The organism is Citricoccus zhacaiensis (assembly GCF_014645315.1).
Lineage (GTDB): Bacteria > Actinomycetota > Actinomycetes > Actinomycetales > Micrococcaceae > Citricoccus > Citricoccus zhacaiensis.
The window spans coordinates 109,816-124,953 of sequence record NZ_BMLQ01000006.1; the positions used below are offsets into that span (position 1 = coordinate 109,816).

The following is a 15,138-nucleotide window of genomic DNA, read 5'->3' on the forward strand; positions in this document are numbered from 1 at the left end:
GGACGCCGCGGCGCCGGACCCTGCCGCTGCCGGCAGAAGTCTGGCTTCGATTCTACGGGAGGCGCCGCCGGTGACACCGTCCGTGCGGGACACAGTGCGGACGGCCAGTACTGGCGGACCCTGTCCAGTAAACCCAAGGTGTGAAACAGTTGCTGACTATGACGACTGACACTCCCGCCTCCACGAGCACCAATCCCCTCCTGGCGCCGTCCCCGCTGCCCTATGGGCTCCCCGACTTCGCGGCCCTCGACGACGAGCACTTCCTGCCCGCCTACCGTGCCGGTATGGCCGAGCACCGCGCCGAACTCGACGCGATCACTGCGGATTCCGCCGAGCCGGCGTTCGAGAACACGTTCCTCGCCGTCGAGCGTTCCGGGCAGCTGCTGCGCAGGGTGCACCAGGTCTTCTCCAACCTCCTGGCCGCCGACGGCACCGAGGTCCGGCAGGAGATCGACGAGGAGATCAGTCCCGAGTTGTCCGCCCACTGGGATGCGATCCACCTTGACGCGGCCCTCTACAGCCGACTGGCGAGGGTGGACCTGGATGGCATCGGCGGACCGGAGTCCGAGGACCGCCGGCTGGCCGAGGAGACCCTCAAGACCTTCCGGCTGCTCGGTGCGGAACTGGACCGGGAGGCGAAGGTGCGCCTCGCCGCCATCAACGAACGCCTCGCCGTGCTGTCCTCCCAGTACGGGCGCCGCATGGTCGCGGAGAACACCGCCTCGGCCGTCTGGTTCGGCTCTGCCGGGGAAGTGGCCGGGCTCTCCGAGCAGGACCTCGCCTCGGCCGCCGCCGCGGCCCGGAACGCCGGGCACGACGCCGGCTACCTCCTGACGCTGTCCATGTTCACCTCGCAGCCCTGGTTGGAGACCCTCGAGAACCCCGACTCGCGCCGGCGCGTCCACGAGGCCGCCTGGCGGCGCGGCACCACCCCGGGGAAGAACTTCGCCCTCGACCTGGCCGTGGAGCAGGCCGGCCTGCGCGCCGAGAAGGCCCAACTGCTGGGTTTCTCCAGCTGGGCCGACTACGCGCTGCAGGACCGGACCGCCCCGAGCCTGGACGCCGTCCGCGACCTGCTGGACCGGATCATCCCGGCGGCCACCGCGAACGCCCGCCGGGAGAAGACCGAGATCGAGGCCGAGGCCGGCCACCCGGTGGAGGCCTGGGACTGGCCCTTCTACGCGGCCCGTATCGAGCGGGAGAGGTACCGCGTGGACACCACCGCGCTGCGCTCCTACTTCGAGCTGGACCGGGTGCTCACCGAGGGGGTGTTCGCCGCCGCGACGGCTCTGTACGGCATCACCTTCCGCGAGCGCCCGGACCTGCACGGGTACCAACCGGATGTCCGTGTCTGGGAGGTGCTGGAGGCCGACGGCACCGAGCTCGGCTTGTTCGTCGGGGATTTCTTCACCCGTCCCACGAAGTCCGGCGGAGCCTGGATGAACTCGTTCCGTGAGGCGTCCACGTTCTTCGGCGAGCGCCCGGTGGTGAGCAACAACCTGAACATCCCGAGGCCGGCGGCCGGCGAACCGGCGTTGCTGACCGTGGACCAGGTGAACACCCTGTTCCACGAGTTCGGCCACGCCCTGCACGGCCTGCTGTCCTCCGGCCGGTACGCCACCCTGTCCGGAACCGCCGTTCCCCGGGACTTCGTGGAGTTCCCCTCGCAGGTCAACGAGATGTGGATGTACTGGCCGGAGATCGTCTCCGCCTACGCGCGCCACGTGGGGACCGGTGAGACGATCGACCCCGACGTGCTGGCGGCCATCGAGGCCTCCTCCCTGTGGGGCGAGGGCTTCCGCACCACGGAGTACCTGGGGGCTGCCATGCTGGACCTCGCGTGGCACTCCCTGGCACCGGGCACCACGGTGGAGGATCCGCTGGCCTTCGAGGCCGAGCAGTTGCGGGCGGCCGGCCTGGACCCGGACCTCGTGGCTCCCCGGTACCGTTCGAGCTACTTCAAGCACATCTTCGGCGGCGGATACGCGGCCGGGTACTACTCCTACCTCTGGTCCGAGGTCCTGGACGCGGACACCGTGGAGTGGTTCCGTGCCCATGGCGGGCTGAGCCGGGAGAACGGCGAGCGCTTCCGCTCCGAGTTGCTCGCCCGCGGCAACACGCGTGACCCGATGGAGTCCTACCGCCGGTTCCGCGGCGGCGACGCGGACCCGGAGCACCTGTTGCGGCGCCGGGGGCTGCTCGGCTGAGCTCCGGTGCCGTCGCCTGCGCGGCTCAGCTCAGGTGGAGGAGGCCGTGAGCTGGGCCAGCCCGGGCCGCGGTGAGGTCAGCACGGCGTGCAGCCACAGGCGGGCGGCGTGGTCCCACTTCTCCGGGTCCACGTTCCACTCACGGGTGTGGCGTGCCAGGTGGAACCGGACGAAGGTGACCAGCTGGGGGACCTTGGCGGCGAGTTCCATGGACGGGCCCACCGGGACGAAGTCGTCATCCTCTGAGTGGAGGATGAGGGTCGGCACCCGCAGGTGGTCCGCCCGGGAGAGCCAGTCCATCGCCTTGAGGTCAACGGGCGCGGCGAGGCCGGTGGCCCACCGTCCGGCCTTGTTGCTCATGAGCCACTGTCCCAGCCGGCCCACGGCGTCCGGCAGCCGGTTCAGCCGGGCCTGGTGCGCCAGCACGTCGATCCAGTTGATGACGGGCCCGTCCAGGACCATGGCGGCGACCATGGAGGACAACTCGGAGCGGTCCGCCATCTGCAGGCACACGGCACCGCCCATGGACCAGCCGAACAGGACCACTTCGCGGGCGCCCCGCTCGAGGGCATAGGCGACGGCCGCCTCGACGTCCTTCCACTCGGTGCTGCCCAGGCCGTAGCGCCCGTCCCCGGCGGCCGGGGCCTCACCGTCGTTGCGGTAGGAGATCAGCAGGGAGGTCATCCCCAGGGCCCGGGCGGTGCCGATGGCCCTGATGCCTTCCGCGCGCTTGGAGCCGCGGCCGTGGACCATGATGGCCCACACCCCCTCGCCGGCGAGCCGAGGTGCAGCGTCATCGCCGGCCGGGGATGGTTCCGGGCGGACGAGCCAGGCGGGGGCCGTGCCGTTCTCGACCGGGATCCTCACGTCCTCGGTCTCGTAGCCCAGGGTGCGCGGCTCGGGGTAGACGAATCCGGTCCACCGGCCACGGACGGCCCGGTGCAGATCACCGCTGTAGACCTCCTCGACCTCCCGCTGGACCGTCCCGTCGCGCGGGTCGAACGAGGTCACCGCACCGATGCGGGCGATCCCGGCGCCGGCGTCGAACACCAGGGAGTAGGTCCCGGGGACGGTGGTCTCCTCGGTCACGGGCAGGATGATCTCCAGGCCGGACGCCCCCTGCACCACGGCGAGGACCTCGAGGTCCTCGGCCGGGGTCTTGACGGGGGTGACCACGGTGCGGGCGAAGAGGCCGGCCAGCCCGGAAACGGTCCCAGCTGCCACCGAACCGGCCACCACTCCGCCCACGGCAGCCAGGGAGGACCACCGCATGACCGGCTCGGCCTGGCCGATGGACTTCTGGATCTTGGTGCGGCGGCTCGCCGAGCGGGCGGAGCGGGAAGGGCGGGAGGTCATGCCCTATTCTGTCCACGTCCGGCCCGCCATGGCCAGCCGGGTGCCCGGCTGGCTGCCGTAAGACCCCCGTGACGGGCTGCGTTCGGCCCTGTAAGACCGCCGTGAGACTCCCGGGGCGGAAACAACGGGGTGGTTCGTGGTGTTATGGCTGTCATGAGCGATACACCCCTTTCCTCCCCCGCCGACCAGCCGGACCAGTCGAACCAGTCGAACCAGTCGAATCAGCCGGTTCAGGCACCGAATACCCCGGATCCCACCGCCCGGGACCGCTCGGACGCCGAATGGCGTGAGCGGCTCAGTCCCGAGGAGTTCCAGGTCCTCCGCCAGGCCGGCACCGAACGCCCCTTCACGGGCGAGTACTGGGACGCGCAGACCGAGGGCGTCTACGCGTGCCGCGCCTGCGGTGCCGAACTGTTCCGCTCGGAGACGAAATTCGACGCCAACTGCGGCTGGCCCTCCTTCTTCGCCCCCTTGGCCGAAGACCGGGTCGAGTACATCCGGGACACCGCCCTGGGCATGGAGCGCATCGAGGTCCGCTGTGCCAACTGCGGTTCCCACATGGGTCACGTCTTCCAGGGCGAGGGCTTCGACACTCCCACGGACCTGCGCTACTGCATGAACTCCGTCTCCCTGACGCTCCAGCCGAAGGCCGACGCGTGAGGGGCTTCGCCTCGGACAACTACGCGGGCGTCCACCCGGAGGTCCTGGCGGCCGTCGGCCGGGCCAACGTGGACCACGAGCCGGCGTACGGGGACGATTCCTGGACCGCGCGGCTGCAGGGCCTGGTCCGCGCCGAGTTCGGCGAACAGGCGGAGGCCTTCCCGGTGTTCAACGGCACGGGCGCCAACGTGCTGGCGCTGCAGGCCCTGCTCCCGGCATGGGGCGCGGTGATCTGCGCGGAGTCGGCCCACATCCACCAGGACGAGGGCGGTGCCCCCGAACGCATCGCCCACACGAAGCTCTACACGGTCCCCACGGAGGACGGGAAGCTGACCCCCGAGCTGATCGACCTCCAGGCCCACGGGATCGGCTTCGTGCACCGGGCCCAGCCGGCCGTCGTCGAGATCGCCCAGGTCACCGAGCTGGGCACGGTCTACACGGCGGAGGAGGTCCGGGCCGTCACGGATCACGCGCACTCGCTGGGGATGTCCGTCTACATGGACGGCGCGCGGCTGGCGAACGCCGCGGCCGCCCTGGGGGCTCCCTTGCGCTCCTTCACGACGGATGCCGGGGTGGACGTGATCTCCTTCGGCGGCACCAAGAACGGCGCCCTGGGTGCCGAGATGGTGGTGGTCCTGAATCCCGACGCCGTCCTGTCCGGTGCCGGCGGACGGCGCCAGGAGGGTGCGGCTCAGGCACTGGGTTACCTGCGCAAGTCCTCCATGCAGCTCTCCTCCAAGATGCGCTTCGTCTCCGCCCAGCTGGTCGCCCTGCTGACCGACGAGCTGTGGCTGCGCTCGGCCCGGCACGCGAACGCGATGGCCGCCCGGCTCGCCGCCGGCACCGGCGCGCTGGACGGAGTCACCCTCACGCAGACACCCCAGGCGAACCAGGTCCTGGCCGTTCTGGATCCCACGGTCGCCGCGGCCGTGCGGGCCGACTATCCCTTCTACGACTGGGACGAACCGCGGAACGAGGTGCGCTGGATGACCTCCTGGGACACCACCGAGCAGGACGTCGACGGGTTCGTGTCCGCACTGTCCGCAGCCCTCTCCGCGCCGCGCGTGTAGCCGGCCACGGCGCGCCGCCCCAGGATCGAGCGGGAGCGGCTTTAGCCTTGGTTGCGTGACTGCCCTTGGCCACCGCCCCGCAGAGATGCGACCGCTTCCCGGAGAGTTCCGTGAGGCGTTGTCAGGGTTGCGCCGTGCTCGGCACCGGCAGGAGATCACCCTGGACGAGATACCCGCCCCGGGACGCCTCGCACCCTTCGCCGTGGCCCTCGCGGCCGAGGTCCACGATCCGACGGCAGAGGGCCAGCCCGAGCTGGCCACGGGCCGGTTCGTCCTGTTGCACGATCCCGCGGGTTCCTCGGTGTGGAAGGGCACCTTCCGGGTGGTGACCTACATCCGGGCCTCCCTGGAGTCCGATCTCGGCAACGACCCCATGGTCGGGGCCGTGGCCTGGACCTGGTTGGTGGAGGCCCTCGAGACGCACCAGGCCCGGTACGCGGAGGCCGGCGGTACCGCCACCCGGGTGCTGTCCGAGAGCTTCGGCGGCCTCGCCACGCGCCCGGACACCATCGACATCGAATTGCGGGCCTCCTGGACACCCGAGGGCCCGGACAGCACCGATCATCTGGAGGCCTGGGCGGATATGGTCTGTGCCTTCGCCGGGCTGCCGCCGGTCCCCGACGGTGTCACACCCTTGCCGCGCATCAGGAGGAATTGACATCACTGCGGACACCAGCGCCACCCCGGAAGAGGACCTGGCGGAGGCCACCGATCCCGAACCGCCCCGGCTCCTCACCGAACCGGCCGGCGGCATCCCCTTCGTCACGGACACCCGGCAGGAGCTGGAGCGGTGCGCGCGGCTCCTGAGGGCCGGCACCGGCCCCGTGGCCGTGGACGCCGAGCGGGCCTCCGGCTTCCGCTACGGCCAGCGGGCCTTCCTGGTCCAGCTCAAGCGCGAGGGCGCCGGGATCTGGCTCATCGACCCCGAGGCCTTCGAGGATCTGGAGATCATCCAGGAGTCCCTGAGCGGAGTCGAGTGGATCCTGCACGCGGCCAGCCAGGACCTGCCGTGCCTCTCCGAGCTGGGGATGTGGCCGGACCGGTTGTTCGACACCGAGCTGGCCGGGCGCCTGCTCGGACTCCCCCGCGTGGGGCTCGCCTCCGTCCTGGAACAGCTCCTCGGTGTCACCCTGGCCAAGGAACACTCCGCCGCTGACTGGTCCAAGCGGCCGCTGCCGGAGGACTGGATGCGCTATGCCGCCCTGGACGTGGAACTGCTGGTCGAGCTGCGGGCCGCGATGATCACGATGCTGACCGAGGCCGGCAAGCTGGACTGGGCGAACCAGGAGTTCGAGGCGATCCGCAAGGCTCCGCTGGCCGGCCCGCGCAAGGACCCCTGGCGCCGCACCTCGGGCATGCACCGGCTGCGCAAGCCGGAACAGCTCGCCGTGGTGCGGGAACTGTGGGAGACCCGGGAGGCACTGGCCCAGAACCGGGATGTGGCCCCTGGCCGCCTGATCCCGGACGCCGCGATCGTGGCCGCCGCCGCCAGCCAGCCGACCACCGTCCCCGCCCTGCTGAAGACCCAGGGTTTCCACGGCCGGGCCGCCGCCAAGGAGGGGCCCCGCTGGATCCGGGCCATTCAGGCCGGGCGGGCCGCCGCGCAGACCAAGGCCGGCCTGCCCCCGCTGCACCTGCCGAATGACGGCCCGCCCCCGCCGCGGGCCTGGCGGGACCGCAACCCGCTGGCTGACCGCCGGCTGAAGACGGCGAAGACCTGGGTCGGCAACCGTGCCGACGAGCTGAGCCTGCCCACGGAGAACCTGCTGACGCCGGATACCCTGCGCCGGTTGTGCTGGACTCCTCCGGAGACGATTGACCTGGACTCGGTCTCGGCCGCCCTGGCCGGGCTCGGCGCCCGCCCGTGGCAGGTCACGGCGGTGGCACCGATCGTGACGGTGGCGCTGCTGGATCCCGACCCAGCCTGAAACTCAGTCCCCTATTCGCTGGTCATGGGTTCCGATACGATGGCGTAGACGCCCGTCCCTCCCACCCAGGAGCAGCATGTCCGAGCCAGTCGTCCCGACGTCCACCACCGGCGCGAGAGGAGACCGGTTCGAGCCGTACCGCGGCCTCGCCGCGAGATTCCCGGACGAGGTCCTCACGCGGGCCACCGTGACGGACGTCGACCTCCCCGACGGCGCCGGGACCCTGGCGCTCCTGGTCCTGGACAATGACGCCGGCCCCCGGCGCCCCACGACCCTGGGCCCGAATTCCCTGATCGGGATCGGCCAGGTGCTCGAGGCCCAGGCCGAACGCGCACACCGTGGCGAGATCGCCGCCGTCGCCGTCACGGGCAAGCCCGGCTTCCTGGTCGCCGGTGCGGACCTCGGCGCCATCAACCGGCTCTCCGACCCGCAGGACGGGGCCCTGCTGGGCCGGCTCGGGCACGAGGTCTACAACGGCCTGTCCGACTTCCCGGTGCCCTCCTTCGCCTTCATCAACGGCGTGGCGCTCGGCGGCGGTCTGGAGATCGCCCTGGCGGCCAACTACCGGACCGTCTCCTCCGCCGCGAAGGGCCTGGGCCTGCCGGAGGCCTTCATCGGCCTGGTCCCCGGCTGGGGTGGCGTGTGGAAGACCCCGCGGCTCACCGGCCCGAAGGACGCCCTGACGGTGATGATCAAGAACCCGCTGGCGAACAACCGCAACATCGACGGCCGCACCGCCCACCGCATCGGCCTGGCGGACGCCATCTTCGATCCGGCCGCCGATCCTGCCGACACGGCCGTGTTCATCGAGGCCTCGACGGCCTGGGCGGCCCGGATCCTGACCGGGGATGCCGGCACCGTGGCCGCGTTGGAGCAGCAGCGGGACCGCGACCACTCCGACCGGGCCTGGGACGAGGCCATCACCGAGGGCCAGGCCATCGTGGCTGCCAAGACCGGCGGATACGTGCCGGCACCGGCGAAGGTCATGGAGCTCTTCGCCGCCGGCCGTCACTGGACCCGGGAGGAATCGGCCGCCGCGGAGGCCGCTGCCCTGGGTGAACTGATGCTGACCCCCGAGTTCGCCCACACCGTCTACGCCTTCCTGGACGTGGTCCAGAAGCGCTCCAAGAAGCCGGCTGGCGCCCCCTCCCCCGAACTGGCCCGCCCGGTCCGGAAGGTCGGGGTGGTGGGGGCCGGCCTCATGGCCGGCCAGCTGGCGCTGGTCTTCGCGCAGAGGCTGAAGGTCCCCGTGGTCATGACGGATGTGGACCAGGCCCGCGTGGACCGCGGTCTCGGACACGTGCACGGGCAAGTGGACACGCTGGTGGCCAAGGGCAAGCTGGATGCCGGCCAGGGTGAGGCGCTGAAGTCCCTGGTGACCGGCTCCGTCGCCAAGGACGTCTACGCCGATGCCGACCTGGTGATTGAGGCCGTCTTCGAGGAGATGGGCGTCAAGAAGGCGGTGCTGGCCGAGGTCGAGGCCGTCGTCACCCCCGAGTGCATCCTGGCCACCAACACCTCCTCCCTGTCCGTGACCGAGATGGCCTCCGGACTGGAGCATCCCGAGCGGCTGGTCGGCTTCCACTTCTTCAACCCCGTGGCCGTGATGCCGCTGGTGGAGATCGTGCGCGGGCCGGCCACCACGGACCCGGTGCTGGCCACCGCCTTCGCCACCGCCCGGGGTCTGGGCAAGACCGCCGTGCTGGTGCAGGACGCCGCGGCCTTCGTGGTGAACCGCATCCTGCTGCGGATGATGGGCGAGGTCCAGAACTCCTTCGACCAGGGCACGGATGCCGCCGTGGCGGATCACGCCCTGGATCCGATGGCCCTGCCGATGACGCCGTTCACCCTGCTGTCCATGGTGGGCGTCCCGGTGGCCCAGCATGTCACCGAGTCCCTCAACGCCGCCTTCGGGGACGAGCGGTTCCCGGTCTCGGCGAACCTGCAGTCACTCATCGACGCCGACATCCCGTCCCTGTGGGCGCAGAAGGGCGAAGACCAGGATCACGGCCGGGAGGTCATCCCCGCGGGGACCCGGGCGATCCTGGAGGTCGGCGACTCCCCCGAGACCGCGGAGGAGCTGCTGGTCCGGGTCCAGGACGCCCTGGCCCAAGAGATCGGCCTCATGTTGGACGAGGGCGTCGTGGCGGATGCCGAGGACATCGACCTCTGCATGATCCTGGGCGCCGGCTGGCCCATGCACCTGGGCGGCATCACCCCGTATCTCGACCACGTGGGGGCCTCCGAGCGGGTCAACGGCCGGCGGTTCCACGCCTGAGCTCCACCTGCCCCGGACAACGCAGACCCCGCCGAGCCCGCCCTCGCCGACCGCCGTCCTCCCTACGGTCGCGGACCGGCCCTTTCGATGTCCGGTTCGATGTAGATGGCTCGGGCCCAGGGCACGGTGTTCCGGATCCGGAGCTCGGCGTCGTTGATCCGGCTCACGAGGTCCTGGGCCTCCGTGCACCTGTCCACACCGATCTTCGCCGCCACGAGGATCTCCTCCGGGCCCAGGTGGACGGTCTTGAGATGGATGATGCGGTTCTGGCCGTCACCTTCCAGGGCGGCGCGGATGGCCGTGACGTTCTGTTGACTGGCCGATTCTCCCAGCAGCAGGGACTTCATCTCCACGGCCAGGACCGCGGCGACGATCACCAGCAGCACGCCGATGCAGGCGCTGCCGGCGGCATCCCACAGCCCGTTGCCGGTGACCAGGGTCAGGGACACGGCAGTCAACGCCAGCACCAGACCGATGAGGGCTGCGAAGTCCTCCAGCAGGATCACCGGCAGTTCCGGGGACTTGGCCGTTCGGATGAATCCGGTCCAGGACTGCCGTCCCTTGATCTTCTTGGTCTCTGTGGCGGCGACCAAGAACGACCGACCCTCCAGGGCGATGCCGCCGAGTAGCACGGCGATGGGCACCCACCACCAGAAGCCCTCGATGGGGTGGGGATCCTGCCATTTGTGGTAGGCCTCGTAGAGCGCGAAGAGCCCACCCACGCTGAACAGCACGATGGAGACGATGAACCCATAGATGTAACTGTTGCGTCCATAACCGAACGGATGCTCCGCGTCCGCCTGCTTCCTGGAGGCCTTCCGGCCCACCAGCAGCAACACCTGGTTGCCGGAGTCGGCGACCGAGTGGATCCCTTCGGCCAACATCGCGGAGGAGCGGGTCAGGAAATAGGCGACGAACTTCAACACCGCGATGCCCAGATTCGCCGTCAGCGCCGCGAAGACGGCCTTGTTTCCTCCACCAGCGGACATGAGACTCTCCTAGATCCGATGTTCACGGTCGGTGACCTCAGGTACCGGGGTCTTGGGCGCCATCGTAAGCGTGCTGCCCGATCGCAGCCACCCCGTCGCGCTTCGCGGCCTGGCCCTGAACAGCGGATAATGGAGGGATGAATTCCCCACACTGCGCCGCCCCCAGCTCCTCCGCGCCCCAGGATCCGCACGACGGCGGCACCTCCTGCCACGGTTGCGGCACCTCCCGCAGGTCCTTCCTGGAACGCGGCGCCCTGCTCGGCGCGGTGGGGGTGGTCGGCACCGTCGGGCTGACGGCGTGTACGGACGAGATCCGCGCCGAGGACAACGCCCCCTCGCACCACGTGGGCGGCTCCCCGACGCCGGCGGTCGATCTGGCAGACCTGCCCGTCGGCGGGATGACCAGCGTCATGGTCGAGGGCCGGACCCTGTTGATCAGCCGTCCGGCGGAGGACGAGGTGCATGCCTTCTCGGCCGTCTGCACGCACCAGGGCTGCACCGTGGCCCCCGCCACCGAGAACGGTGAGGAGGTCTTCGCCTGTCCGTGCCACGGTTCGCACTTCGACGTGGCCACCGGAGTCCCCTACGGCGGACCCGCCCAGAAGCCGCTGACCGAATACACCGCGGTCGTGGACGGTGACCGGGTCCTCGTGACCCTGTAGGCCGCGCTGGTGGAGGTGACGCTCGAGGGCTGGTCCCGGGCTAGTCCCGGGCGTTCGGGCGCCGCGGCGGATTGACGATGACCCGGTTGCTGTTGGGGTCCCAGGACGGCTGCTCGGCCTTGCGCCGCGGGTAGTAGTAAAACCGCCACCACAGCCAGACCGCCGGCCCCAACACGGGCAGCAGGAACATCACGAAAGCCCACGGGATCCGCCGTCCCGGGTCCAGGGGTGAGTGGGACAGGGAGACCAAGGACCACACCAGCATCGCCACCACGGCGATGACGACGATCCAGAGCAGGATCTCCACGGCGTTGACGCCGAACGTCACCCCGGCCGCGCCGGTGAGAACGGCTCCCAGGAGAGCGGCTCCCACTAGAACAGGGCAATCTTCGCGGCGGCCGGGAAGATCGCGTCCAGCTCGGCCCGCTCGTCGGCAGTCGGCACCCAGCGGACGGCCTCCGCGTTCTGGCGGACCTGCTCCGGCCGGGTGGCACCGGCGATCACGGAGGTGACCGGCTCCTGGGCGGCCAGCCAGGAGAAGGCCAGGTCCACCTCGGAGAGCCCCCGCTCCCGGGCGAAGTCACCGTACCGCGCGAGCTGGTCCAGGTCCGCGTCCGAGACCAGGTGCTGGCGGCTGTGCGTCAGCCTCGAGCCCTCGGGCGCCCGGCCGGAGGAGTACTTGCCCGTGAGCAGACCGTTGGCCAGCGGGAAGTACGGCAGCACCCCGAGCCCGAAGGCCCTCGCCGCGGGAAGGACCTCGAGCTCGGCGCGGCGGTCCAGTAGGTTGTAGTGGTTCTGGGCGGAGATGAACGTCTCGGTGCCGAGCTCGCGGGCCACGAACTCGGCCTCGGCGATCTGCCACCCGGCCCGGTTGGAATGGCCGATGTACCGCACCTTGCCCGCGCGCACGAGGTCGTCCAGGGCGGAGAGGGTCTCCTCGATCGGCGTCGCGTCGTCCGGGGTGTGGAACTGGTACAGATCGATCCAGTCCGTGCCGAGTCGCCGCAGCGAGGCCTCCACGGCCCTGACGATGTACCGGCGCGAGCCACGGGCCCCGAAGTCGTTTCCGTTGACGCCGCCCATGTCCATGCCGAACTTGGTGGCCAGGACGATCTCCTCACGCCGGGCGCCCAGGGCCCGGCCCAGTCGCTCCTCGCTCAGGCCGGGACTCGCCCCATAGGTGTCCGCCACGTCGAACAACGTCACCCCGGCGTCCAGGGCGGCGTGCACGACGACGTCCGTCCCCTCCTGGCCTTCGGTCACGGTGCCGGGGCGGCCGAGGTTGTTGCACCCCAGTCCGACGACGGAGACGGACAGGCCGGAGCGCCCGAGGCGGCGGTGTTCCATGGGATTCAATCCTTCGAGTGGTCGGGTCGGCGGGCGACGGCGAGAGGGCCGCAGCAGCTCCGATTCAACGGGAAATTCAGCGGGAGGTGGTGACGCGTGAGGGCTGGACGCCCGCGAACTTGGCGGCGGCCGGGATCTCGGCGGTCGCCTTGCGCAGGTGCGGCGTGGCCACATCGAACACGACGCGGCCCGACTCCACGCGCTCGTCCACGACCTCACCCAGACCGCGCCAGGCCAGCTGATTCGTGATCTCACCGCGCAGCTTGGCCACCAGGGCGGTCTCCACCGGCGTCGGCTCAGCGCCCTTCAGCCGGTAGGACACCTCGACGTGCTTGAGCTCCTCCGCCGGGAGGGCGGCGAAGCCGTCCTCCGCGCACTGGGCCGCGAACCCGGCGAGCAGCTGCTCGCCGGTGGCGTCGTCCGCGACCTGCTCGGCCGACGTCGTGCCCGTGCTGCCGATCCGGCCGTGGTGGACCACGACCTCCCCGCTGCCGGGCGCGAACCACGCCTCGCGGTAGTCCAGGCGCTGCTGGCCGTCCTGCTCGGACCGCCGGTAGGTACGCACAATGCTCAAGACTTGCCCTCCGTTGACGGGATCTGACCCGTGTTGTCATTCCTGCCGCCGTGGTCGCCGGCCGCCCGGACCTGGCTCATCTGGCCCGTCAGCGGCCGCGCGAACGGCACCTTCGTGCCGAGGACCTGGGCCACCGTGTCCTGGGCGATGCGCCGCGCCGTCAGGCCGGTGCGCTCGAGCACCTGGTCCCGGGAGGCGTGGGCCAGGAACTCCACCGGCAGGCCGACCTCGTTGAGCGCCGTGTCCACGCCGCGGGCGCGCATCTCCTGACGGATCCGCGAGCCGACGCCGCCGGCCTTCACCCCGTCCTCGATGCAGACGACGATCCGGTGGCGGGAGGCCATCTCGATCACGGATTCCTGCACCGGCAGCACCCACCGCGGGTCGATGACGGTGGCGGAGATCCCCTGGTCGGCCAGCCGAGCGGCCACGTCCAACCCGAGCTCGGCCATGGTCCCGACGGCGACGATCAACACATCACGCTCGGCGCCCGGCTCCTCGGAGGCGGCTCCGAGACGGACCAGCACGTCCACACCGCCTAAGAGCCGCTCCAGCGCGGCGATCTCCGGCCCCACGGACCCCTTCGAGAAGCGCACGACCGTGGGCGCATCCTCCACGGACACGGCCTCGCGCAGTTCCTCCCGGAGCCGCTGGGCATCCCGGGGTGCGGCGATGCGCAGGGTGGGGACGGACTGCAGCAGGGCCAGGTCCCACATGCCATGGTGGCTGGGCCCGTCCGGTCCGGTGACGCCGGCCCGGTCCAGGACGAACGTGACCCCGGCACGGTGCAGGCCGACGTCCATCAGGACCTGGTCGAAGGCGCGGTTGAGGAAGGTGGCGTACACGGCGACCACGGGATGCAGTCCACCGAAGGCCATGCCGGCGGCCGAGGTGACGGCATGCTGCTCGGCGATGCCGACGTCGTAGACGCGCTTCGGATGCCTCTCGGCCATGAGTCCCAGGCCGACGGGGATCTTCATGGCCGCGGTGATGGCCACGATGTCCTCGCGTTCGTCCGCGATCGCGCAGATCTCCTGACCGAACACGGACGTCCAGGAGGGGCCGGAGCTGGAGGCCACCGGCTCACCCGTCTCCGGGTCGATCTTGCCGATGGCATGGAACTGGTCGTCCTGGTGGGCCACCGCCGGGGCATAGCCGTGCCCCTTCTCGGTCATGGCGTGGACGATGACCGGGCCGGCGTAGTTCTTGGCGTCCGCCAGGGCCTCTTCGAGTTCTGCCTGGTCGTGTCCGTTGATGGGACCGATGTACTTCATCCCCAGGTCCTCGAACAGGCCCTGGGGGGCCCACCAGTCCTTGATGCCCTTCTTCGTGGCATGCAGTGACTTGTACACGAACCGCCCGGCCGTCCCAGAGGTCTGCAGCCGGGACTTCCAGAAGTCGAGGGTGTCCTCGTAGCTGCGGTGCGTGCGGAGCTTGTCCAGGAAGGCCCGGCGCAGCCCCGAGAGCTGGTTGGCGAGTCCGCCGACAGTGGGCGCGTAGGAGCGTCCGTTGTCATTGACCACGATCACCACGCGCCGGTCACGATCCGCGGCGATGTTGTTGATGGCCTCCCAGGCCATGCCGCCCGTCAGCGCGCCATCGCCGATCACGGCCACCACGGAGCGGTCCCCGTCCCCGCGCAGTGCCCAGGCGCGGGAGATCCCGTCCGCCCAGGACAGGGACGAGGAGGCGTGGGAGGACTCCACCACGTCATGCACGGACTCGCCGCGGTCCCCATAGCCGGAGAGCCCGCCCTCCTGGCGCAGCGTGGAGAAGTCCTGGCGACCGGTGACGAGCTTGTGCACGTAGGACTGGTGCCCGGTGTCGAAGATGACGGCGTCCCGGGGCGAGTCGAAGACCCTGTGGATCGCCAGGGTCAGCTCGACCACACCGAGGTTGGGGCCGAGGTGGCCACCGGTGCGGGAGACGTTGGCGATGAGGAAGCTGCGGATCTCCTCGGCCAACTGCCGCAACTGACCACCGGTGAGACGGGTGAGGTCCTGTGGGGTATGGATCGTTTCGAGAAGGCCCACGGGCAAGCGGTCCTTTCGTCCGGGGAGGGAATAT

The 15,138-nt window shown here is 70.5% G+C and carries 13 protein-coding genes; 7 read left to right on the top strand and 6 right to left on the bottom strand.

The features are described 5' to 3' along the window. Nucleotides 1–158: 158 nt before the first annotated feature. The gene (locus IEX49_RS11170; RefSeq protein WP_188806237.1) at nt 159–2,207 is read left to right on the top strand and encodes a M3 family metallopeptidase; all 2,049 of its coding nucleotides are present in this window, start codon (nt 159–161) and stop codon (nt 2,205–2,207) included. A 30-nt stretch (nt 2,208–2,237) separates the two neighbouring features. On the opposite strand, the gene IEX49_RS11175 is transcribed toward IEX49_RS11170, so the two are convergent. Beyond that, nucleotides 2,238–3,563, bottom strand: coding sequence for an alpha/beta hydrolase family protein (locus IEX49_RS11175; protein ID WP_188806238.1), 1,326 nt, complete (start codon nt 3,561–3,563; stop codon nt 2,238–2,240). Between the two features lie 144 nt (nt 3,564–3,707). Here IEX49_RS11175 and msrB point away from each other — a divergent pair, with 144 nt between their 5' ends. The 5 genes from msrB (at nt 3,708) to IEX49_RS11200 (ending at nt 9,499) form a co-directional block, all read left to right on the top strand. Continuing rightward, nucleotides 3,708–4,223 (top strand): peptide-methionine (R)-S-oxide reductase MsrB, encoded by a 516-nt coding sequence (msrB, locus tag IEX49_RS11180; RefSeq protein ID WP_188806239.1) that lies wholly within the window; start codon nt 3,708–3,710, stop codon nt 4,221–4,223. Continuing rightward, complete coding sequence (locus tag IEX49_RS11185) at nt 4,220–5,293, top strand: threonine aldolase family protein (protein WP_229672574.1); 1,074 nt, start codon at nt 4,220–4,222, stop codon at nt 5,291–5,293. Before msrB ends, IEX49_RS11185 begins: the two co-directional genes overlap by 4 nt. An 85-nt stretch (nt 5,294–5,378) precedes the next feature. Continuing rightward, nucleotides 5,379–5,951, top strand: a complete 573-nt coding sequence (locus IEX49_RS11190) for a DUF3000 domain-containing protein (protein WP_188806366.1) — start codon at nt 5,379–5,381, stop codon at nt 5,949–5,951. Beyond that, nucleotides 5,917–7,221 carry an HRDC domain-containing protein gene (locus IEX49_RS11195; RefSeq protein WP_373286722.1) on the top strand — a complete coding sequence of 435 codons (1,305 nt, stop codon included), beginning with the start codon at nt 5,917–5,919 and terminating at the stop codon, nt 7,219–7,221. Before IEX49_RS11190 ends, IEX49_RS11195 begins: the two co-directional genes overlap by 35 nt. Before the next feature lie 76 nt (nt 7,222–7,297). After that, nucleotides 7,298–9,499, top strand: a complete 2,202-nt coding sequence (locus IEX49_RS11200; RefSeq protein ID WP_188806240.1) for a 3-hydroxyacyl-CoA dehydrogenase NAD-binding domain-containing protein — start codon at nt 7,298–7,300, stop codon at nt 9,497–9,499. A gap of 62 nt (nt 9,500–9,561) precedes the next feature. Here the strand turns inward: IEX49_RS11200 and IEX49_RS11205 are convergent, their stop codons facing one another. After that, nucleotides 9,562–10,488 carry a cation diffusion facilitator family transporter gene (locus tag IEX49_RS11205; RefSeq protein ID WP_188806241.1) on the bottom strand — a complete coding sequence of 309 codons (927 nt, stop codon included), beginning with the start codon at nt 10,486–10,488 and terminating at the stop codon, nt 9,562–9,564. Between the two features lie 137 nt (nt 10,489–10,625). Between IEX49_RS11205 and IEX49_RS11210 the strand changes: the two genes are divergently transcribed. Beyond that, nucleotides 10,626–11,150 carry a QcrA and Rieske domain-containing protein gene (locus IEX49_RS11210; RefSeq protein WP_188806242.1) on the top strand — a complete coding sequence of 175 codons (525 nt, stop codon included), beginning with the start codon at nt 10,626–10,628 and terminating at the stop codon, nt 11,148–11,150. Between the two features lie 40 nt (nt 11,151–11,190). Here IEX49_RS11210 and IEX49_RS11215 read toward each other — a convergent pair whose 3' ends face one another. From IEX49_RS11215 to dxs, 4 genes are all read right to left on the bottom strand, one after another. After that, nucleotides 11,191–11,523 carry a PLD nuclease N-terminal domain-containing protein gene (locus tag IEX49_RS11215; protein WP_229672575.1) on the bottom strand — a complete coding sequence of 111 codons (333 nt, stop codon included), beginning with the start codon at nt 11,521–11,523 and terminating at the stop codon, nt 11,191–11,193. Beyond that, complete coding sequence (locus IEX49_RS11220) at nt 11,523–12,497, bottom strand: aldo/keto reductase (RefSeq protein WP_188806243.1); 975 nt, start codon at nt 12,495–12,497, stop codon at nt 11,523–11,525. Before IEX49_RS11220 ends, IEX49_RS11215 begins: the two co-directional genes overlap by 1 nt. Before the next feature lie 76 nt (nt 12,498–12,573). Then, nucleotides 12,574–13,062 (bottom strand): hypothetical protein, encoded by a 489-nt coding sequence (locus IEX49_RS11225; protein ID WP_229672609.1) that lies wholly within the window; start codon nt 13,060–13,062, stop codon nt 12,574–12,576. A gap of 5 nt (nt 13,063–13,067) precedes the next feature. Further along, entirely contained in the window at nt 13,068–15,104 is a 2,037-nt protein-coding gene (gene dxs / locus IEX49_RS11230) for a 1-deoxy-D-xylulose-5-phosphate synthase (RefSeq protein ID WP_229672576.1), read from the bottom strand. Between the last annotated feature and the right edge of the window lie 34 nt (nt 15,105–15,138).

Bases quoted from the DNA above. Each gene is read 5' to 3' on its own strand.
- IEX49_RS11200 (WP_188806240.1), top strand. From the start codon at position 7,298: ATGTCCGAGCCAGTCGTCCCGACGTCCACCACCGGCGCGAGAGGAGAC.
- IEX49_RS11205 (WP_188806241.1), bottom strand. From the start codon at position 10,488: ATGTCCGCTGGTGGAGGAAACAAGGCCGTCTTCGCGGCGCTGACGGCG.
- IEX49_RS11170 (WP_188806237.1), top strand. From the start codon at position 159: ATGACGACTGACACTCCCGCCTCCACGAGCACCAATCCCCTCCTGGCG.
- IEX49_RS11190 (WP_188806366.1), top strand. From the start codon at position 5,379: ATGCGACCGCTTCCCGGAGAGTTCCGTGAGGCGTTGTCAGGGTTGCGC.
- IEX49_RS11210 (WP_188806242.1), top strand. From the start codon at position 10,626: ATGAATTCCCCACACTGCGCCGCCCCCAGCTCCTCCGCGCCCCAGGAT.
- IEX49_RS11175 (WP_188806238.1), bottom strand. From the start codon at position 3,563: ATGACCTCCCGCCCTTCCCGCTCCGCCCGCTCGGCGAGCCGCCGCACC.
- msrB (WP_188806239.1), top strand. From the start codon at position 3,708: ATGGCTGTCATGAGCGATACACCCCTTTCCTCCCCCGCCGACCAGCCG.
- IEX49_RS11220 (WP_188806243.1), bottom strand. From the start codon at position 12,497: ATGGAACACCGCCGCCTCGGGCGCTCCGGCCTGTCCGTCTCCGTCGTC.